At 45.5% G+C, this 21484-nt stretch carries 14 protein-coding genes; all 14 read right to left on the reverse strand.

Features of this window, described 5'->3' with window-relative positions; all coding sequences use genetic code 11:
- Nucleotides 1-171: 171 nt before the first annotated feature.
- Nucleotides 172-1194: a substrate-binding domain-containing protein gene (locus NST94_RS19855; RefSeq protein ID WP_036685687.1), complete on the reverse strand. Its 1023-nt coding sequence runs from the start codon at nt 1192-1194 to the stop codon at nt 172-174.
- Complete coding sequence (locus NST94_RS19860; RefSeq protein WP_081383399.1) at nt 1191-3020, reverse strand: sensor histidine kinase; 1830 nt, start codon at nt 3018-3020, stop codon at nt 1191-1193. The genes NST94_RS19855 and NST94_RS19860 overlap by 4 nt, the downstream gene beginning before the upstream one ends.
- Nucleotides 3021-3022: 2 nt before the next feature.
- Nucleotides 3023-4675 carry a response regulator gene (locus NST94_RS19865; RefSeq protein WP_076127582.1) on the reverse strand — a complete coding sequence of 551 codons (1653 nt, stop codon included), beginning with the start codon at nt 4673-4675 and terminating at the stop codon, nt 3023-3025.
- A 193-nt stretch (nt 4676-4868) separates the two neighbouring features.
- Nucleotides 4869-5333 carry a GNAT family N-acetyltransferase gene (locus tag NST94_RS19870; RefSeq protein WP_232061416.1) on the reverse strand — a complete coding sequence of 155 codons (465 nt, stop codon included), beginning with the start codon at nt 5331-5333 and terminating at the stop codon, nt 4869-4871.
- Complete coding sequence (gene purT, locus NST94_RS19875) at nt 5323-6513, reverse strand: formate-dependent phosphoribosylglycinamide formyltransferase (RefSeq protein WP_076302737.1); 1191 nt, start codon at nt 6511-6513, stop codon at nt 5323-5325. Before purT ends, NST94_RS19870 begins: the two co-directional genes overlap by 11 nt.
- A 149-nt stretch (nt 6514-6662) precedes the next feature.
- Nucleotides 6663-10349, reverse strand: coding sequence for a dynamin family protein (locus NST94_RS19880; RefSeq protein WP_256721070.1), 3687 nt, complete (start codon nt 10347-10349; stop codon nt 6663-6665).
- 343 nt (nt 10350-10692) lie between these two features.
- Complete coding sequence (locus NST94_RS19885) at nt 10693-10959, reverse strand: hypothetical protein (RefSeq protein ID WP_036676334.1); 267 nt, start codon at nt 10957-10959, stop codon at nt 10693-10695.
- 32 nt (nt 10960-10991) lie between these two features.
- Nucleotides 10992-11672: an endonuclease III gene (gene nth, locus NST94_RS19890; RefSeq protein ID WP_036676333.1), complete on the reverse strand. Its 681-nt coding sequence runs from the start codon at nt 11670-11672 to the stop codon at nt 10992-10994.
- A gap of 313 nt (nt 11673-11985) precedes the next feature.
- Entirely contained in the window at nt 11986-14718 is a 2733-nt protein-coding gene (locus tag NST94_RS19895; RefSeq protein WP_081383400.1) for an S-layer homology domain-containing protein, read from the reverse strand.
- A gap of 87 nt (nt 14719-14805) precedes the next feature.
- Complete coding sequence (locus NST94_RS19900; RefSeq protein WP_076281440.1) at nt 14806-15465, reverse strand: GerMN domain-containing protein; 660 nt, start codon at nt 15463-15465, stop codon at nt 14806-14808.
- A 116-nt stretch (nt 15466-15581) separates the two neighbouring features.
- A complete protein-coding gene (locus NST94_RS19905) occupies nt 15582-17021 on the reverse strand; it encodes an N-acetylmuramoyl-L-alanine amidase (RefSeq protein ID WP_076302739.1) in 1440 nt (479 codons plus the stop codon).
- 149 nt (nt 17022-17170) lie between these two features.
- Nucleotides 17171-18763, reverse strand: a complete 1593-nt coding sequence (locus NST94_RS19910; RefSeq protein WP_081383401.1) for an N-acetylmuramoyl-L-alanine amidase family protein — start codon at nt 18761-18763, stop codon at nt 17171-17173.
- Nucleotides 18764-18949: 186 nt separating this feature from the next.
- Nucleotides 18950-19552, reverse strand: coding sequence for a 3-isopropylmalate dehydratase small subunit (leuD, locus tag NST94_RS19915; protein WP_076127570.1), 603 nt, complete (start codon nt 19550-19552; stop codon nt 18950-18952).
- Nucleotides 19553-19581: 29 nt separating this feature from the next.
- Complete coding sequence (leuC, locus tag NST94_RS19920; protein ID WP_036676324.1) at nt 19582-21006, reverse strand: 3-isopropylmalate dehydratase large subunit; 1425 nt, start codon at nt 21004-21006, stop codon at nt 19582-19584.
- Nucleotides 21007-21484 lie beyond the last annotated feature (478 nt).

The raw sequence follows: 21484 nt of genomic DNA on the forward strand, positions 1-21484 counted from the left end.
TTTTTTTTGGTTTAACCCTGAATTCTCTCGGGCACATCCATATTATGCCTTAGGTGAAAACGGTTTCGAATATAAAATCCTACTCACTTTTATAAAAATTCTACTGAACCCAAAAAACGAATACCTCCCATTTTAAGGATGGCATTCGTCTTTTCAAAAATAAACCGTCCACTATCTGACGAAGGGAAATAACAATTTCTGATTCTCAGGCCACAGCATATTGTCCAAATCAATGAGTTTAGTGCCCGTATCGACACGTTCAGGAACATCCATTCCTTCGATTACCTCAACGGCATGTTTTACGGCTAAATACCCGTTACTAAAAGGATTTTGGATTACGGTCGCTTGAACCGTACCCTCCTGCAGCAACTCCATCATTGACGGGGAGCTGTCGAACGCAACCATTTTAATATTATGCAGCCCTCGGCTCTGGATAGCTTTTGCCGCCCCCTGTGAAGCTGTCTCATTCAAGCTGGCGATCCCGCGAAGATTTGGATGTTTCAGCAGCATTAACCGTGTCAGCTCTTCAGCATCACTAATACTCGAAGTGGTATAAGAAATCTCTACTACCTGTATGTTCGGATATCGGGCAGCGTAATTTAAAAATCCCTTTTCCCGCTCCTCCGCGTCCCTAGCACCATATTCAATGCCGTTTGAAGACTCCTGCTCCGCCCCCAAAGATGAATTTGTGAAGTTAATGATGCCGACCTCCCCGTATCCATTTAGCAGCTGAATGAGTCTTTCTGCAGACTTTTGTCCCGCTTCATAACCGTTTGAACCCACATAGGCTCTTACTCTGGCCGAACCGACTTCTGCATCCACAGACAATACGGGAATCTTGGAATATGCCGCCCGATCAACCACTTGTGCAAGTCCCATATAGCTACTGGCAGCTAAAATAATAACGTCCGCTTTTTCTTTAATGGAGTCCTCAACCATTCTGACCTGTTCCGCAATATCACTCTCAGCATTCGGAGCTTTGAACGTTAGTTTCACATTAAATTCCTGTGCCGCGGCTTCTGCACCCAATCTAACTGTATTCCAATAGTCACCTTTGTTCATTTTTACAATAAGATGAATATTGCGGGTTTTGTTCGTGTTGATATAATTAGGTGCCGAATTAAAACAAGAGGTGATAGTTGTCCATAACACCACACATACCAGCAGGGTTAGCCAAAAACGAACGATTCTCATACCGATGTCTCATCCTCCTCATGTCCAGGATTGCCCTCGCCTGCTGCGAGTGCCGGGAAGATAAGAGTAACCGTAGTGCCTTCTTCAATTTCACTTTCAAAAGAAAGACCATAATCACGCCCATAATACAGCTCAATACGCTCGTTTACATTTCTAACGCCTACCCCGGAGCCATGCATACTCTTACTGCCGCCAGTCAAAAGAACCTTCATAGTCTCCTCGGACATTCCCAGTCCATTATCACGAATGCGGATGATGACAAGATCATCCTTCAGCTCCGCTTGGATCGAAATAAAACCTTCATCAGGCATCATTTCAATCCCGTGATACAGGGCATTCTCCACAATAGGTTGTAAAATTAGCTTAATAGTCTGACACTGCAGCACTTCATCCTGAGCCTCGATCTCGTAGCGGAACTTATTTTTGAACCGAAAGCTCTGAATCACAAGGTAATGACGAACATGATCAAGCTCTTCCTGCACGGTAATCATATTATTCCCTTTACTAAGGCTAATCCGGAAAAACTTCGATAAGGACTGAATCATCGTGACTACCTCCTCAGTCTTGCCGCGTTCAGCGAGCCGGATCACAGAATTCAAGGTATTGTACAGAAAGTGCGGATTGATCTGGGATTGCAGTACTTCAAGCTCACCTTTACGTTTGGTTTCCTGTTCATAAATAATCTGATCCATCAGTTGGCGGATACGTTGCAGCATAAGGTTAAACCGTTTGGACAGCTGTTCCACCTCATACGCCCCACTGACATCTATTCGGGTGTTGAGATCCCCTTCGCCCACCTGCTGAAGCGTCCGTTCCAGCTTGCGGATAGGGCGGGCAATACGTGCAGATAAAAAGACGGATACAATAATTACGCATAAAATGACTACCGCTAAAAACCAGGATAAAAAAGTGTTTAGATCGCGTTTGGTGGTTACAATCTCATCGTAATAAGCCACGCCCACGATCTTCCAGCCTGTCTGTTCCAGTGTTCTTACGGTGATAAAACGTTTTTCACCCGTAGACTCATCCAAATAACTACGAAAAGCATATTCCAGTACTGGCTCCACATTCTCATATTTTAAGCCAGCGTAAATCAGCTGCTGCTGGGGATGGTACACAATATTTCCTAGCTGATCGAGGATGTAAGCGTATCCTCTTTTGCCAAGCTTAACCTGCTTGCTCAGCTCATCAATGGTTCGAAAGTTAAAATCCATCAGCAGGATCCCGGTTTTTAAGACTCCGTTCTCCTTATATTGAATTAATTTGCTGATAGACACGACCCAGATATATTGACCTTTGAACAAATTCTGAATATGAGGTGCGGAATAGGAGAGCTCTGATGTTCTTTGCGCCGTCGTAAACCAGCTCTGAGTCTCCAGCTGTGTGTTGCTGCGCAGCTTCTGACCGGGTGTTCCCACGACATATTTCCCCTGTGGTGTAAAAACAGCCGCCGAGACCAGATCCTCTCTGCTCCCCATTAGCATAGCCATTCTTTCCGTCAATAAAGCGGAATCCACGGAAGGGCTATTCGTAATCTGCTCCTCCGCTGTCTCAAAAATATTGCGCATTCCCTTAACATAAAGACCCAGATTGTAATTCACTTGCTCAATGATCTGCTGCATATTCATATTGGCATTCTCTTCTGCGGTCTTGGCAAACTTGTTGTACAGCATAAGGCTGACAACGACAGCTACCAGCACGGCAACAGATGTAAAAGTGAGTGTAATCGTAACTTGAATGCTTCGGAGCTTGGAGGACAACCGACGTTTTCCGCCTTTGGGATGCTGCGGTCTTAGAGGAAAGGAATAAGGTTTATCCTTCAGCATCTTTACCCTCCTCTGGAGCTGTTTTTATACTCTTTAGGAGATTGGCCATATTTTTTGCGGAAACAAAAGCTGAAATAGTTAGGATCGGCAAAACCTATTTTTTCTGCGATTTCAAAAGCCCTCAGCTCCGTGGACCGCAAAAGTTCCTTGGCTGCCTCTAACCTAATTTGCAAAAGATAACTAACGAACGTCATTTTCATTTCCTTCTTAAAAATACTGCTAAAATAGCCGGTACTTATATGTAAATGCTGACAAACCTTGCCGATGGAAATATCAGATTCAACATAGTGGCTGCGTATATATTCTTTAGCTTCATCAATAAGCAGCTTATAGGAAGATTGACGTTCTAATGCAATCGTATCCATTAAACCGCTACAGACTGCAATAATCCATTGCTTGGCTTCGGCCATACTATTAAATTTATTGATGGCAGTTAGCGACGAAATGCCAGAACCAATATACTTTGCAGCTTCACTGCCGGATTCTTTAGCCACTCGCAGGATAGATGTAAAAATCTCCAGCAAAAAAATCTGATAATCCTGTGTAGACACCTGCTCTGCGTCAAGACCGGCAAATAACTCCTCAACAACCTCTTTGAGTTCTTGCACCGTACCTAGTTTAATCGTCCGGATTAAGGATTGCTGGGTTAGTTCATCATAGGTTAGCAGTGTGCTGGAACGTGACTCAACGTCCTCAATCCAGATCACCCGGTTATTGCCGAGAATAAGCCGATAATCTAATGCCTGCAAGGCATCCCCAAAAGAATTAAATAACAAAGCAGGCGATGAACAGACCGTTCCGGAGCCTGCCGTTACCGTCAGCTTCAGAAAACGCTGTACGTTCTGGCGGATTTCTTCAAGAAGCTCAAAAGTCTTTCCAGTGATATCAGTTTCTTCCCCTTCTTCATGGATTGTGAGCAATACGACCTCATCACGATGAATAAACACCCTTCCAAAACCATGCTTCGAGCATATTTCTTCAGCAATATTCAGCACAGCGAATAGCTGTAAATTCTTTTCACCAGTGTCTCGTAAAGAAATTTGCCCGCCTGTTGCACCCCCAGCAGATTCCCGCTCAGGACGAATATAATCCACACTAATTACCGAAGCCTGAAACCACCGTCCCGTTAATTTTATGCCATATTCAGTGCTTTTCTCAGCAATTTCATCCGTACGCAATCTACGCGAAATAAGGGACGATAAAAATTGCTCCCTTAACACAGGCAGACTTTTCCGGTAATGCTCACTGAGTACAAATACATTTTCTTTTTCTGCAATTTCAGCCTCGATAGTGGCTCTAACCTTAAGCAATACTTCAATTAATTCCTGTGAAGAGAACGGTTTCAAAATATACTCATCAATTTGCAATTTTATCGCCTTCTGAGCATATTCAAATTCATCATACCCAGTCAAAATGATAATCTTAGTGTTAGGATGATGACTACGAATCCATTCAGCCAGCTGAAGTCCATTCATAAAAGGCATTTGGATATCGGTAACTACCACATCCGGCAGCAAACGGTCTATGGCATCCGCAGCTTCCCGTCCATTCTCCGCCTGCTCGACAATCTCAAATCCGTAACGCTCCCAGTCAATCTGCCCGATAACGCCTTCCCTAACGTCTTCTTCATCTTCAGCAAGAACTAGCTTATACATGTCTCATCCCTCTTTGGAAACGTTTTAGATGTCATAAATTTTATTGTATATGATTCAAACCAATCCATCTATGGTTAAGTTATTTAAATAGTTTTAGGTATTAATATATTAAATACATATAAAAAAAGAGTTCCAGAGCAAAAAAAACCATCCCGCCGTAGCTGGGATGGGGATGATCGGTAACCTATAAGTATTATAGCAACGCTTTGTTAAAGCGATAGCCTGCTGTCTTTTCGAAACCGATATGACGATAAAAAGCATGTGCCGGTGCGCGTTCTACGCGGTTGCCACTTCTAAGGAAAAGCTGACAGCAACCTTGCTCACGTGCCCATTCTTCTGCTGCGGCCACAAGTCTTTTACCGAGTCCGTTTCCTCTGAGTTCTTCTGATACGATAAGTGCAGTAATCTCAGTGATACAATCTGTCTGTTTGTAATACGAGCTTACCTGTCTAAGGCCGATCATACCCACAACTTCATTGTTCAGCTCTGCTACAAGTGTGCATTGGAGATTGCTGTTCTCCATGCTTTCCAGTCTCTCTTTCATCACGCTTAGCGTTGTTGGATAGCCGAATTCCCGCAGAAGCGCTGTAACTCTCTCCAGATCATTCAAGCCGCATTTGCGAATTTCCAGTACAGGTGCCATGGTACTACTGTTCATCCTCATATACCTCCACTTTTAGCATAGACGCCGCCTGCTTGGCTATCGTCCGCGCGATTTCCACATCTTCCGCCGCACTTAACGCTACTGCCATCCGCCGACCAGGACGAACTTCCGGTTTACCAAATACGCGAACCTGAGTCCTAGGCAGTTCCAAAGCTTCACCAATTCCGGTCACAGCAAAGGCTCGTCCTTCTCCATCAGCCTTCAGCGTAGCTGAGGCACCAGGTGTCAGCAATTGTACTGACTGGACAGGAAAACCAAGAATAGCTCTGACATGCACTGCAAATTGAGATAAATCCTGCGTCGCCATCGTGACCATCCCCGTATCATGGGGTCTAGGTGACACTTCACTGAACAATACGCCTCGATCTGTCAAAAAAAGTTCCACTCCAAAAATACCGAAACCTCCGAGCTGATCCGTTACTGCATTTGCAATAGATTGCGCTTCTTCAAGCAGCTCTGGCTTCATAAAGTGAGGCTGCCAGGATTCCACGTAATCTCCATCCTTCTGAATATGTCCAATAGGTGGACAAAATACCGTACCAGACACAGAACGCACCGTCAAAAGAGTAATCTCGCTCTCAAAAGTAACAAAAGCCTCCACGATAACTCGTGTTCCTTTAGCTCTCGCTCCAACCAAAGCAGTGTTCCAGCAGTTTTCTGCATCTTCAGGGCTTTTGCATACGCTCTGACCCTTGCCAGAAGAACTCATAATCGGCTTAATGACACAAGGAGTGCCTAGCTCGGCTATAGCTTGTTGCAGCTCTTCCAGACTATCCGCAAAACGGTAATCAGCAGTTGGCAGTCCAAGGTCTTCAGCCGCAAGACGACGAATCCCTTCTCTGTCCATGGTCAGCCGAGCCGCCCGCGCCGTCGGAACAACGAAAAAGCCTTCTTCTTCAAGCTCTTGAAGAGCATGAGTGGCAATTGCCTCAATCTCCGGAACAATGACATCCGGTTTCTCAGAGCGAATCAGCGCTTTCAGCGCCTCTGCATCCAGCATATCAATTACATGTGAACGATGAGCTACACCCATCGCCGGTGCATCGGTATAACGGTCTACAGCTACGGTCTCTACGCCAAGGCGTTGAGCTTCAATTATGACTTCCTTACCCAGTTCCCCGCTGCCCAGCAGCAACAGCTTGCGGCTTTGAGCTGAAAAAGGAGCTCCCCACATTGTCGATTCCAACCTCTTTCGGCAAATTGACTGTCTCGTTTTTATGAATTTCAGAAAACGTAACAGTTTCATTGTATATTTTCAGGCTTCTTTATTTTCATCCATCATACGCCAGATTGCAAGTGTTCTTCGACATTTTCCTACAAACTTCACAGAACTTTGTCGACTTTATCAACGAAAGTTTGTTCTAGACGTGATAATTGGTGGCTTATTTGGCCCCAATGATCTGCAGTCTCACCCCCTTTAAGGAGATCTAACATCGCTTTCTCTTGCTCCGCAAGCCCTTCTTGCAGGCTTTCGGCAGCAGATTTTAATTCTCTGCTGATATTCTCGACGTAATGAGCGATTAATTTTTCCTTCTGCTCTGCCGCTGCAAGATTAACCGCTTCTTTCAAAAGCGGCTCTGCCGCACCTTTGACCAACTCCCGCCCAGTTCCCTCAAAGAAATAACGCGGGGATTTGAAATGGCCCCATAAAGCGGACCACTGCACAGGCTGAAGCTGGCATTCCAGATCCTTAGGAGATGGCCAAGCCTGCTCCTCATTCTCCATAAGATGAAATTCCTCCGTGGAAAAGAGTAGCTCTGTAGCTGCCGCTTCAGCAGCTTCATGTACAAGCCTGCGTCCCGTGCTCTCTAGCCGCAGCGTTGTTGCCCATAGCTCTTGCTCAAGCTCGCGCTGAGTAGTACGCATTAGTTCGGCACCACAGGCAGAGAAAATGGCTTTTAAATTCCCTGCATCCTCACGCAGTAAGGAGGGATGAAAAGATTCCTGAAAATTTCTGTTGAAGGAGAAGCTAATCCGCTGGCACACATGATAGATCAGTTCTTCACTTTCATGAATAAGATCTCTGCTAGGACGTTCCTCAGTCTCCAAAAGAGATAACCGCTTCATGGCGAACTGCCGCCTTTCCTGCAGTTCTTTTAACCCGGCTTCACGCTCGTTCGCCGCCTTGGAAGCCAGATTCTGCCATTCCTCAGCCCGGCGCCGAACCGATGCGATGCTCTCAGCAGCTGCGTTAAGTGAAAGCTGTGGAAGCTCATCACCAGCAAAGCTGGATAATGCTTGCTCAAATTCATTGAAGCGGGAGGTTTCATAAAGATCGTGATTATGTTGAATTTTAGCTTCTAGAGCAAGCAAGCTGGACAAAGCATAGATTCTCGGAGACCGCAAACCTCCGGCACGCAGATTTTGAACGACATGTGCTTTAACCTCATCTAGTTCTTCTTCGCTTGAAGCGAGATCGGAGGCATTAATAATAAAGAACATTTTATCGAGAGAAAAGCTATCTTTAATGCGGCCCAGCTGGGCCAAGAGGCCGCGATCCGCCTTCGAAAAGGCGTGGTTATAATAGGTCACAAAACAGATCGCATCCGCATTTTTCATGTAACTAAAGGTTACGCCAGTGTGGCGTGCATGCAGTGAATCTGCTCCTGGTGTATCTACGAGCACAATCCCGCTCTCCGTCAAAGGACAGGCATAATATAGGTCAATCCCTTGCACGAAGCAAGCCCGGGTCTCTTCCGCAACTAGGTTTCGATATTCATCCAAATCAACAGTCCGCACCGTTCCTAATAGCGGCTCAGCTTCAGCCCAACCGGATGCTGCGGCTCTTAGAAATCCTGCATGCGGCAGCGCAGAGGGGTGAATTCCCCGTGTTGGCAGGCTCGCAAGTACTGCTGTCCACGTATCCTGTTGCGGCTCTCCAAGCTGCAGCACGCTGAAGGAATGGCAGATGTCATCCCAGAAATCCGCCATGCTCTTCATCGTTACAACCGCGCTGGCATGGCGGAAGTCTCCTTCCGGCGCCAATATGCGGTTAACTGCGGCCGTGGCAGGGTGTGGCGACACGGGCAGCACTTCTTCGCCGAGCAAAGCGTTGGCGAAGGAAGATTTGCCTGCGCTGAACGCACCGAACAGCGCAAGGGTAAAGCGGCCGCCGGCGAGATCCTCCGCCCGTGCGGCCAGACTGCGCGCCGCCGATGCCATCGCTGGCTCGCGGCGCAGCAGCTCTGCCGCAGCCGCCAGCGCGTCAGCGGCTGCCGAGAGCCGGCGGCGTCCGCCCGCCGGCGAAGCCGTTCCCGCCGCCCAGCTTGCGGCGGCGGCACTTCCAGCCGCGGCGCGTTCGCGCGGCTGGGTCGCCCGCGGTGCGGCGCTCTGCGCAGCCGCACGCGGGGTGACCCTCACCTCCGGCAGGATGCCGGGGGTGAGGGTCCGGCGCGGCGGCAGCAGCGCCGCTAGCTCGTGCGCGCGGGCGTCAGCCGCGCGGTCCAGGGCGGCTAGCGCGCGGGCAGCGCTCGCCTGCCGCGTAAGGGCCTGTTCGCGGCGCTGGAGTTCCGCGCGCTGCTCCTCGATAAGCGATGGCAGCTTCGCCAGCAGCTCATCGCCAACTAACAGCGCAGCGCGGCGGAATTGGCTCTTCAGATCTGCCGCAAGTGTGCGGCAGAAATTGAGCAGCGCCTCGCCGCTATTCCCCGTTCCCGGCTTAACTGCAGCCGCCAGCCATTCCTGGCTCACCGCCGGGAACCCTTGCTTCAGAGTCGTCTCTGCCTCCTCTGCCCACAGTCCGAGATTCTCCGCCCATTGACGTACCAGCTGAATCAGATGCCATTCCAGCTGAGCGGAAACCTCTCGGACCAGTAATCCTTGCCAGGCATCCAGTCGTTTGCCTTGCTCCTTCTCCCGTCGTCCGGCTGTAGAGAACAAACCTAAGCGGAAGCCTGGGCTGACACTCTCCACATAGCTCCCTGCCGCCTCTCTAACATCCGCAGGCATTAAGTTAGCATTATTGAGTAAGGCATCAAGATCACTTCGCAGGCTAGCTCGTGATTGCTGAGGCAGCTCCTCAAGCAGTGCCTTCTCTTCATCCAACGATTTCAGCTCATCCATCACAACTGTAACCTCTGCACCCTCTAGCTCAGCTAAAAAAGTTTCCCGTTCCTCCTGCTGATCTTCACGGAACGCGGTTAGCGAAGAATCTGCTGTATGATGAATGGAACGTGACAAGCTATATTGAAGCAATTGTTCCCTGTGCTCCAACAGCTCTGTTATAAGGTTCAGCAGATTATCCCAATGATTCAGTGGATGCTCTTTCATTTTGAGTGAGGTAAACAGAATCCCCGCACAATGAATCCCCCACTGCTCAAAAGCATTTTCAAGCTGGCGTTTATATTCTTCAATGGAAATTTCTTGTTCTCTGTGCTTGTCTATCTGATTAACAATAAGATAGAGCGGTTTGCCCCAGTCACTGAGATTTTTGGCAAAAGCCAAATTATTCTCTGACTGAACATGGTTATAATCCATAACATAAAAGACGACATCAGCTAAATGCAGCGCGGAACGAGTGGCCGCCTGGTGGCCATCATCCGTCGAATCAACGCCAGGCGTATCCAATAGAACACCATGCTTCCCTAGAAGAGGAATCTCATTCCAGACTTCAATCGCGGAATATTCTCCGCCATTTCGACAATATTCCTGTAATCTTTCTGGTGTTGTCTCTACAGGGGTAGATTCATTTTCACTTCCCTCAACCCTTGGATAGATAAGCACTCGTGGAGCCCCGCTGCGAATAGAAACAATATTGGCACTAGTCGGCACAGGTCCGGAAGGCAACACTGAGCTGCCGCATAAAAGATTAATCATGCTGGATTTCCCTGCCGAGAAATGCCCACAAAAAGCAAGGGTCAGTTCATTCCCACCCTCTTTATTTTGTAAATCTTCATATATTCGTTCAGCACTCTCATCGCCCCAGTGGCGCATTAAATCTTTCAGCCGGGAAAGCTGCGATGCTGTTTCACTTAATGTTTCTCTCTGAATTCTAACCTGTTCCGCTCCCACAGACATTCCACCTCCACAGTTACCTTCTAATCATGCACTGATCTTAATCCATTCATGAATACTGATTTAAGCTCTTTTTTATGCAAAACTTATATAGGTGCAATTTCTGAACTTTAGCGCGGAACATTTTTTATAAATAATAATTACAGTTTATCACCAGTTTGACACAAATTAAATACACACTACTTACAAAATAACCTATCATCTCCTACGAAATGATAAAAAAAAGAAGCGACGTTGTCGTCCTGTAAAGCCAACAGTCGTTTCTCGTAGAAATATAAAGATATTCAATAAAAAAAGGAGCCAGCCCCAAGGGCCGACTCCATTTCAGGTCACTTCTCAATTATGCAGTTTCCAAAACAGGCAACAGAATTTCGAATACTTTTCCGTGCTGCAGAATAGTCAATCCACGAGATTTGTCTCTCATTACGACAACCTCTGGTTTTACAGACATACGCTCCAGATAGTGCTCAGGCACGTCACCGGAATGACTGATCGTAATGCCCTCTACTTCTTGCTCTTCATTTTCTTCCAGCGGGCTTTCCACTACGCGGTCAAAAATATCCGAGAATACCTCAAAATTATCTGTGTATACAGAAATGCATTTCATCTCTATCCCATCCTCTTCTTCAACTCTAACTTTTAACTTTTTGGCGTATGATCTTTAGCTTTCCTGACGACAGCCGTTTTCATACGTTTTTTGCCCTCTCGACATACATCAAGGAGCGGACAAACCTGACATTTTGGATTCTGAGCCTTACAGTGATATCGTCCGAAAAAGATTAGCCGGTGATGCGTGAGCGTCCATTCATCACGTGGCACAGCCTTCATCAGCTTTTTCTCCACTTCCAGCACAGAATCTTTCCAGCCTGCCAATGCAAGTCGTTTAGCAACCCGCTCCACATGAGTGTCCACAGCAATGGCAGGAACTCCAAATGCGTTGGATACTACTACGTTAGCGGTTTTACGACCTACTCCTGGCAACGTTACAAGCAAGTCATGTGCCTCAGGCACTTCTCCGCCATACTGTTCTATGAGTATAGAGCACAGGCTTTGGATATGCTTAGCTTTGTTACGATATAAGCCGATGCGCCGGATATCCCCCTCCAATTCCTCCAGCGGCACAGAAATATAATCGATGGGGGCTTTGTACTTTTGGAACAGGTCCTCGGTCACTTTGTTCACCGTTGCATCCGTACATTGGGCTGACAGCAGCACCGCTATTGTCAATTCAAAAGCGTTACTGTGATTCAGCTCGCAATGTGCATCCGGAAACAAATCTCCAATCGTATCCAAAATGTGGCGGACGTCTGCAGCTTTCATAGTGTCCCCTCCACGGAGCAAAAACGCTCAGAAAATTCTATCGAGCGTCTCACCTCAAATGTTAGAAATATAAGCAAAGTATGTATTATAACGTATGGATTCATACATTTCAACACATACGATACTGGCATTATATTTCAAGTATTAACGCCTTGATTGTCCTAATAAGAACAGTAAGCGTTTAAGCGAGAAATATAAGACATACAGTATAGGAGCAATACTTATACTTTCTTATATTTCAAAAAAAACGTCTTGACGCAGGTAAAGCCCCCTGTGTCAAGACGGTGATTCACTCAGAAATCCACCATTGCAACTATTGTTTCACAATTTCAACCAAAATATCATTATTGAAATACATTATAATATTATCATTTTCTTTCAAAGATTGCACGGATAAAGTCGAATCTCCCTGATGAATATAAACATTAGCAGGAGCAAAGAATTGATATTTATCATTTAGATTAGCTCTCTTAGTCGACAATAAGTTAGTTGCACTTTCATAGCGTGAGAATGTTCTACTAAGTTGAGACATTACACGAACGATTGTAGATCCATCCGTATCCTTACGAATCTCTACTCGGTCACCTGTGGTCAAGTTGCTAAGAGCAGTCGTTGTGGAGCCATCACGAATGATTTTGACTCCTCCGCTCACCGCTAAAGTCTGTGTTGCTCCAGCAAAATCTTTTACAACCAAGCTATTCCCAGCGCTATCTACAGAACTTACCTGACCTGTTGTAAGCTTAATTACTTGAATAGCCAGTGGTGTGCTCCCATCGAAGGTCACGTTAAGATAATCACCCGCTTTTAAAGCTGTTAGCTTAATGCTTTCACCAGCTTCATTGGTCATCGGGATAGCATAAGTATTGATCTCGCTGGTTCCCCCATTCCATTTAATGCTCAAACGGTTGGTTCCAGAATTAACCGTTGCAGCTTCAACCTGAAGAACTGACTTTACTTTCAGGACAGCGACTAGGTCCTGATTTGCAGTTAACGAGGCTGTCACATAACTGCCAACAGGAACATCTGTTACGGTTGGATTCGTTTTACCAAAGATATCAATAAACTGTGGAGTTGGCAGTGTCAGACTCTGTCCGTCATTTAGCTTCATAACTATAGTTCTTGAGGCAACATTGATTGAAGTGACGGTTCCTTCATACTTCGTAACAACTTCCAACGATAACGCACGTTGTCCGATTGCCTTTATATTCACCTTGCGATTCTCGGTCAGTCTTGCCCCAATGCTAGTTAAGTTAGGAAGTACGCCTTCATAGGACAGCTTTGTTTTTTCATCCAACTGAACCACATGTGCCTTATTGTTAGTATCCATAACCGTCAACAGCTGTGTTTTAGAATTATAGTCTATAACCGCTGCTCCACTATACTGTTCAATTTGACGGCTTAACACTTCAATTTTGGTGACTTGATCGCTGCTGTTTAAGGTAACCTGAATCTTGTCCCCACCTACTGCATCAGCAATAAGATCATCAGCTACTGCTCCACTCATGTTCGGAATAACAATCGTCGGTTTAGTGCCAAGCAGTTTAACCTCACGATTTCCGTCCGCTTTTTTGTAAACAACTGTGGAACTAGTCAGCTCGGTAAGTACCCCCTCAACTGTCCGTTCAACACCTTCCGTCACTTCTACAGTGCGGATCACATTATCTTGAATCGTATATTTCACCGCATTACCTGTCTTCAAATCTGCAGGTTTTAACACTGATGCTTGGGAGCTGAATAATGAAGTCCCATCTTCCCATTTAAAAGTTTCTACAGTACCCGCAGTATTTTTGAAAGTAATGCTTTTACCAGTAAGATCTACACTTTGAATAGTGCCTGTTGTTGTTTTGTTAACAACCCCTGAAGTTACTTGAACCTTTACTACTTTATGCGAACCACTGTACGTTTCACGTTGCAGTGAAACTACACTGTCTGTTACCAGCGAAGCAGGTTCAATTCCAGCTCCATTTACATCCACAAAGGAAGTAGTCTCATCGTAGTAGTATTCAGTGAATCCTGTTGGTGACTTTAACCAAAGCTTATTACCTGGAGCTACCATGGCAAAGTTTCCTGACAGAGTCTCTACTTGTTGTGTAGGGTCAGTCACTTCAACATAAGCCGCGTTATATGTCGCGCCAATCACAGTAACCTTAGTGTAGGGTTGGACATCACTTAGATTGATTCTGCTTTCAGAAGCACTTGTGTAATAAGCAGTGCTTGCTCCCAGGGTATATGTAGAAGTCTTTCCGTTGTTATAAACGGATAGTTTCCCATCAGCTAATTGACTGATCGTTCCTGATACTGTGTTGTCATATTCAACCGTATTGTGAGCTTCAGCGCGACTGAAAAAAGTCGCCAATTGCGCACGTGTTACAGCGCCTTGCGGATCAAAACGATTGCCGTCAAGTCCATTGGCTAGGCCTAAATTAACGGCAACGTTGATGTAACCACGTTTGTTGGCAGACACTTTGGTATCATCCGCAAAGCCAGTTGGCTCACTAGCGGCCCCTGCTGCATCTGCGCTTTTTCCAAGGGAGCGGATTAATAGCTCCGCAATCCATTCCCGGGATGCTTTACGCTCTCCCCAAGAAGTCTTCAGATTATCTGGAGCCATTTCGGTTGCTTTATCGAGTAATCCTTGTTGAAAAGCTAACACAACATAATCCTTGTAATAATTCGTAACCTTAAAATCGGTAGGCAATGCTACCGCAGAAGAAGCATCCACTTTATCCTGCAGCTTCATAAACCGCAGGGCCATAAGCACTGCTTCCTGCTGAGTTACAGAATCACCTGGACGGAACAATCCATTATTCCCAACCACAATTCCTTGTGAAGCGAGTTTGTAAATATGTTTTTCAGCCCAGAAGCCTGTCTTCACATCACTAAAAATCCCTACAGATTGAGTAGTGGTTGATGTCGGTGTAGTGGCAGCTGTGTCTGCAAACACTGCACTTGCACCACCAAAAACCATAACGCCAGCCATAACAGCCGACACTGCTTTATTAGAATAAGCCTTCAATGGACGTTTTGACCTTTTTTGCGCGGACAATAGATTATTCCCCTCTCTATGACTCAAATAAATAGTATGTTTAAAAATTCGTCAGCTAGAAGCCTAATTCCTTTGTTGCATAACCAATTAAGAATTATCTCTAGTCATAGGATGCAATAGATCCACATGGCCCATTAGACTTTCTACCTTTTCACCATCCACTAAAACTTCGATACTCTTTACTTCCGCAAATTGAAAATAAGTTTTGGCAAGTGAAGTAATGGCAAAGGATTCTCCACCCGCACCAAGCTGAGCTTCATCTGGTTTGTGAATATCCATTACGATTTGACCCTCTACAAATTTTAATGATTTCAGTTCAATTTTTCCCCATAAAGGTACAAGATCTGTATTTTCACTACTTTGCAGTGCTTTGAACGTCTCTGTATATTTCTCAACATCGTCAGAGTAGTTAATCGTAGTCTTAGCAGGCACTAAATCCATAATTTGCGAATCAGTGTAATAAACTTCAATACTCTGGCTTTGCTTTTGTGTCTCATTTTCTACCGGCTTCGAAGACGGCTGAGTTTCTGCATTAGTATTATCTGCTGTCGGTTGCGGAGTGCTAGCCACTTCGGTTTCCTGATCATCAGACGGAGCTGGGGTACTTTCTCCCGCACCACTTACAACGTTTGTAGTATCTTGCTCCACTCCATTAGCAGGAGCTGCAGTAGGCTTATCTCCACAGCCAGCAATCACTAGTAGAAGCAGCGCAGCAACCCCAACCATAGTCCATTTTTGTTTAAACATTAATAAACGCCTCCTCTAGATGAATACGGGCAGACAGGTACCGCAAAACCACTTCTTGCCTTTTTATAGATAAAAGCAGAAAGCTGACTTTGCGGCGCTCGTCTGCCACTGGTCTGTTATTTTATACCCAAATATTCCTTGATTCCACTCACTATTGAAGCAGCAACTTTGTTTTGTAATGCTTCCGTAAAGAGCAATGTCTCATCCTTCTTATTGCTAAGGTATCCTACTTCAAGTAGAACAGCAGGCATTTTCGTTTCACGAATGACATGGAAATTCCCGTATCGTACACCGCGATCACTAAGCCCTGTAGCCTCAACAAGATACTTATGCATTACTTTCGCTAAGGCCTTACTGGCTTCCCGCTGATAATACGTTTCTGTCCCGCTTGCCGCAGAAGATGCGGAACTGTTGGCATGTACAGAAATGAATAGATCTGCTTTTAAATTATTAGCCATAGCCGCTCTATCCTTGAGCTCCAAGAATGTATCGTCACTGCGTGTCAGTACGACATCGATATTACTTTCTTTTTTCAGCAATGCTGCTGTCTTAAGTACTATAGCTAAATTAAAATTCTTTTCGTATTTTCCTGTTACTCCTACTGCACCAGAATCTTTAGCTCCGTGCCCTGCATCCAGTACTACGAGCTTCTTGCCATCATTACCTGGCTGTGTTGAAGTATCATCCGTACTTTCTGCATTCAGGTCAATGATAACCAACTTAGAATCCGTTCCAGATACGCTGATGTTATAATTCTTAGGATAATTCAAATCAATTACAAAACGTACAGTATAAGGATTGGAGCTATAAAGCGAATACCGGACACCTGATACATCAGGATAATCCTTCACTTCCAGTTTACCATTCAGATCAGGATCAAGAACTTGTCCCGTACCAAACAGATCTGAAAAAGTGGCATTTGGAAAATCAATAACTAACCGATCCGGCCCTGTCATTACACTTACTTTTGGCTCGGAATTCCCTTCCATCGCAATGCTCAAACGATTCTCACTAAAGCTCAAACCATTTATCATGGTTAAATTCTTAGTAGGATCTACCGGCGGAACAACCTCAGATCCACCATTTCCAGAGTTTCCATCTGAACTTCCGTTTTCATTTGAGGATCCTGGGGTAATAAGGTAAACGATCTTCTTTGCATTATCCCAAGTGACGGTGAGACCAAACTGCTCACTTATGAACCGTATAGGTACAAGTGTCGTATCACTCCGCAGGACAGGCGCAGTGGTAAGCTGTACTGTTTTGTCATCAACCGATGCTGTCTTTTGATTAACAATAAGTTTGATGACCTTACCTTGCTGTTCAATCGTCACCGTTTTGCTTTTTTGATCCCAGCCCACGGTATAACCAAGACTCTCGGAGATCAATCTCAACGGTACCATGATAGTATCATTCACATTTTCAACCGGTACTTTTTGCCCTGCAGTAATCTCTTTGCCGTCCAGATAAATCTTGCTATTCGCGGCAGCAGCATGTCCATGCTCAGGCAAAACCAACACAAAGAGCAACAAAAACAACATCAAACTGAATTTCTTCATTCTTCACCTCTAAGAATCTAGTATTCGCCTGTGAATGGCGATCGTGGTGCCCTGTCTCCGTCAACCTCAGACCTCTATTAGACGCTGGTAATCTATAAAGGTTGCGAATATATTCCATAAAAATTGAGAAATCTCACCAACCTCACGTCTTAAAGCCCCAGATATTCCTTAATTCCGGCAACAATTTCTCTCGCTAATTTCTCTTGAAGCTGCTCACTATACATCGCCGATTCATTCCCTGAATTTGTAAGATATCCCACCTCTAGCAAGACTGCTGGCATTGTGGTTTCCCGTGTAACATGAAGGCTTTTCGTACGAATCCCGTTGTCTTTAAAACCAGTAGCGGCTAATAAATGCTTATGCATAATCTGAGCAAGCGGCAGACTATCACTGCGAGAATAATAGGTTTCACTGCCATTTATTTTATCTCTATTTGGATATCCAACATCTAGCGAATTCGCGTGCACTGAAATAAAGAGATTCGCTTTAGCAGCCTCCGCAATTTTCACGCGATCCTGAAGCCCCAATGTAGCATCGTCAGTTCGAGTAAACACCACGTCAACTAATGCTTCCTGCGTTAACAGCGTTTGTACTTTGCGGATGACGGCCAGATTGAAGTCTTTTTCCAGCTTTCCTGTGAGACTGACAGCTCCTGATTGAGTTCCGCCATGACCCGCATCTAGAACTACAATTGGCTTACCTAACGTTCCATTAGCCCCTGTGGTGGTGCCTCCGCTGTTAGTTACATTCAAATCAATCGTAACCAGCCCGGTGCTTTCATCCGTACTAAGCTGGTACGGTTGATTTCCAACCGTTTGAATTACGAATCTGACAGTAGACGGACTCACACTGAACAGTGCATACCGGATCTCAGAAACAAGAGGATAGCCGGTAACGTCCAGCTTACCTTGTGGACCGCCAGTGGTGGCAACACCCGTAAGACTTCCAATGAAATTCGGATCGAACGCAGCACCCGGAAAATCTACGACGATTCGATCAGGGTTGCTCATTTTTGTAACGTTTGGCTTAGTAGCCCCCGACACAGCGATAATAAGCCGGTTCTCAGTGAATACTGCCCCGTTTACTAGAGGGCCTGTTGGAATTCCTGCTGTGCTTCCCGGTGCCGTGGTTGTTTGTGGAACTGGTGTCGGGTTGGGTGAAGTTACTACACTGCCAGCAGTTGTCCCGTTGTCACTTCCCGGCGTAGCACTTGGAGTTGCAGCAGGTGTATTAGTTGCTGTTGGATTGGTAGTATTCCCCTCAGGTGTCATTGCAGGATTGCTAACTTGTCCACCTGTCAAATAGACGGTTTTATCAACATTATCCCAGCCCACCTTTAAGCCGAACTGCTCGCTTACGAAACGAATTGGAACAAGTACTGTGCCGCCACTCTGTTTAGGAGCTGCATTTAAATCAAATGTCACCCCATCTGCATCAGCTGTTTTCCGTCCTACCGCCAGCTCAATGCTTTTACCATCCTGGTGAACGGTTACTTTCCGGGTCTGCTGCTCCCATAACACCTCGAATCCAAGATTCTCTACTACCACTCTGACCGGAATCATAACGCTTCCATTTACATTTTCGAGTTTAATTCCTTTTGGCAAAGCAAGTTCCTGATTGTCCATAATAATTCTGCCTGTGCTGCTACCAGCTGCGGCAGCTTCTTGTCCGGTGGATGTTAAAAATAATAAAGGCAGTAACAAAAGCAGCAATACACGAAGCCCAGCTCTTCTCATTCTCATTTTCCGCTCCTTCTGCAAGTAATAGATCCTAGATAAGTATTTAGACGACAGAAATCACCAAATGTTTCCTTAATGACCAATGAATATATCGATTATAGCAAAAAAACTTCTATTTCCGACACCCGGAAATAGAAGTTTTGCGTATTTTTTGTAAAGTTTAAGAATCAGACCAGTTATATCCTCTTTTTAAGAGAATAGCTTTGCAGCATGACGCTCTTCATAAGCAGCAATTTCATCCGCATGTTGAAGGGTCAAACCGATATCATCCAAACCTTGCAGCAGGAATTGACGACGGTGCTCATCCAGATCAAAGCTGATGCTCAGTCCGAATTCATCTTGTAAAGCGTTGTTCTCAAGATCAACTGTCAGCTTGTAGTCCTCATGCTCAGCTGTCCGTTTGAACAATTCATCCACTTGCTCTTCCGAAAGCTTGATCGGCAAAATGCCGTTCTTAAAGCAGTTATTGTAGAAGATATCCGCATAAGAAGGTGCAATTACAACTCTGAAACCGTAATCCATAATCGCCCATGGTGCATGCTCCCGAGAGGACCCACAACCAAAGTTAGCGCGTGAGATCAGAACAGAAGCCCCTTGATAACGTGGTTTATTCATTTCGAAGGCTGGATTATCGTTACCTTCTTCATCAAAACGCCATTCATAGAACAAAAACTGTCCAAATCCCGTCCGTTCAATCCGTTTCAAGAACTGTTTTGGAATAATCGCATCCGTATCTACATTTACCCGGTCAACTGGTGCAACAATTCCTGTTAATTTTTTAAAAGCATCCATAGTTTTATCCTCCCGTGTTCTCTCTAGTTCTATGAGCTGACGGCTTCCGTCTTATAATTCCAATCACGTACATCAGTGAACCGGCCTTTGATCGCAGCTGCGGCTGCCATAGCTGGAGATACCAGATGTGTACGTCCTCCGCGTCCTTGGCGTCCTTCAAAGTTACGGTTCGAGGTAGATGCACAGCGTTGTCCAGGCTGCAGAACATCCGGGTTCATGGCCAAGCACATGCTGCATCCCGCTTCACGCCATTCAAAGCCAGCTTCAGTAAAGACTTTATCAAGTCCTTCTTTCTCAGCCTGCATCTTAACACGGCCCGAGCCTGGAACAACAATGGCAGTAACCTTTTCAGACACCTTATGACCTTTAGCTACCACTGCTGCAGCTCTCAAATCTTCGATCCGTCCGTTAGTGCAGGAACCGATAAATACATAATCAATCGGAATTTCAGAAATAGGTGTTCCAGGAGTCAAATCCATATATTCAAGCGCTTTTTCAGCAGCTTTACGTTCATTTTCAGTGGTAAAGTCCGCCGGATTCGGTACGCTGGAGTTGATGTCAGTTCCCATGCCCGGGCTAGTCCCCCAGGTCACTTGTGGAATCAATGTTTCCACATCAAATTCAACAACCGTATCGTACTGGGCGCCCTCGTCACTTACAAGACTCTTCCATGCTTCTACAGCAGCATCATAAGCCTCGCCTTGCGGTACGTATTGACGTCCACGCAGATAATTAAAAGTAGTTTCATCAGGGGCAATCAATCCAGCTCTTGCTCCGCCTTCGATCGACATATTGCAGACAGTCATACGTTCTTCCATCGACAATTCACGAATAGCTTCGCCTGTGTACTCAATTACATAACCTGTGGCAAAATCAGTACCATACTTAGCAATAACACCCAGGATCATATCTTTTGCTGTTACACCAGGGTTACGTTTGCCTGTAAAGCGTACTTCCATAGTCTTAGCTTTGGATTGCTGCAAACATTGGGTAGCCATTACATGTTCAACTTCACTAGTTCCGATACCGAATGCCAGCGCGCCGAATGCACCATGCGTGGAGGTATGGCTGTCGCCGCAAACGATAGTTTTGCCAGGATGTGTCAAGCCGATTTCAGGACCCATTACGTGTACAACGCCTTGATCAATATCATTCAGATCGAACAGTCTTACACCAAAATCAGCACAGTTCTTAGAAAGGGTATCAATTTGTTGCTTGGAGATTGGATCTTTAATGTTAAAACGATCTTTAGTTGGTACGTTATGATCCATCGTTGCGAAGGTCAGCTCAGGACGGCGAACCTTCCGGTTGCTGAGGCGAAGCCCTTCAAAAGCCTGTGGAGAAGTAACTTCATGAACCAAATGCAGATCAATATAAATAATGCTAGGTTTGCCTTCCTCTTGATGAATAACGTGATTCTCCCAAATCTTCTCAAACATTGTCTTGTTGCTCATAATTTCACCTCATTAATAGAATCGTTCATTGGAAGAGAGCGTGGAGTCTCTCTTGAATGATCTAAATATAACACCCCTGTCTTTATAATTCCAAGATATGATATCTATAAAAGTGATAGTCTGAACCTATAAGCTGAGTTAGGGTATGTTGAGGCACAATATGTAGGAGCGTTGCGCAAGCGGGATGTGCAGCAGCGTTGCGCAAGCGGGATGTGCAGCAGCGTTGCGCAAGCGGGAGGTGTAAGAGCGTTGCGCAAGCGGGATGTGCAGCAGCGTTGCGCAAGCGGGAGGTGTAAGAGCGTTGCGAAAGCTTGAGGTGTAGCAGCGTTTAGTTGTATTTTGTACAGCTATATTCCTGTGAATCATTCGTTAATGAATATAAGTGTATTGTGTGCAGCTATTTTCTTGAATTGTCGCCCTATAGCTGGGAACTCTGGTTTTTAGTTGTATAGAATACACTTAAAACCACAATCATCCC

The sequence above is a fragment of the Paenibacillus sp. FSL H8-0282 genome (genome assembly GCF_037963825.1).
In the GTDB taxonomy this organism is placed as follows: domain Bacteria; phylum Bacillota; class Bacilli; order Paenibacillales; family Paenibacillaceae; genus Paenibacillus_AQ; species Paenibacillus_AQ odorifer.

What these genes read in the sequence shown, in the direction of transcription:
- NST94_RS19865 (WP_076127582.1), bottom strand. Translation starts at nt 4,675, where the DNA reads ATGTATAAGCTAGTTCTTGCTGAAGATGAAGAAGACGTTAGGGAAGGC.
- NST94_RS19900 (WP_076281440.1), bottom strand. Translation starts at nt 15,465, where the DNA reads ATGTTTAAACAAAAATGGACTATGGTTGGGGTTGCTGCGCTGCTTCTA.
- nth (WP_036676333.1), bottom strand. Translation starts at nt 11,672, where the DNA reads ATGAAAGCTGCAGACGTCCGCCACATTTTGGATACGATTGGAGATTTG.
- NST94_RS19870 (WP_232061416.1), bottom strand. Translation starts at nt 5,333, where the DNA reads ATGAACAGTAGTACCATGGCACCTGTACTGGAAATTCGCAAATGCGGC.
- leuC (WP_036676324.1), bottom strand. Translation starts at nt 21,006, where the DNA reads ATGAGCAACAAGACAATGTTTGAGAAGATTTGGGAGAATCACGTTATT.
- NST94_RS19855 (WP_036685687.1), bottom strand. Translation starts at nt 1,194, where the DNA reads ATGAGAATCGTTCGTTTTTGGCTAACCCTGCTGGTATGTGTGGTGTTA.
- NST94_RS19885 (WP_036676334.1), bottom strand. Translation starts at nt 10,959, where the DNA reads ATGAAATGCATTTCTGTATACACAGATAATTTTGAGGTATTCTCGGAT.
- NST94_RS19910 (WP_081383401.1), bottom strand. Translation starts at nt 18,763, where the DNA reads ATGAGAATGAGAAGAGCTGGGCTTCGTGTATTGCTGCTTTTGTTACTG.
- purT (WP_076302737.1), bottom strand. Translation starts at nt 6,513, where the DNA reads ATGTGGGGAGCTCCTTTTTCAGCTCAAAGCCGCAAGCTGTTGCTGCTG.
- leuD (WP_076127570.1), bottom strand. Translation starts at nt 19,552, where the DNA reads ATGGATGCTTTTAAAAAATTAACAGGAATTGTTGCACCAGTTGACCGG.
- NST94_RS19905 (WP_076302739.1), bottom strand. Translation starts at nt 17,021, where the DNA reads ATGAAGAAATTCAGTTTGATGTTGTTTTTGTTGCTCTTTGTGTTGGTT.
- NST94_RS19860 (WP_081383399.1), bottom strand. Translation starts at nt 3,020, where the DNA reads ATGCTGAAGGATAAACCTTATTCCTTTCCTCTAAGACCGCAGCATCCC.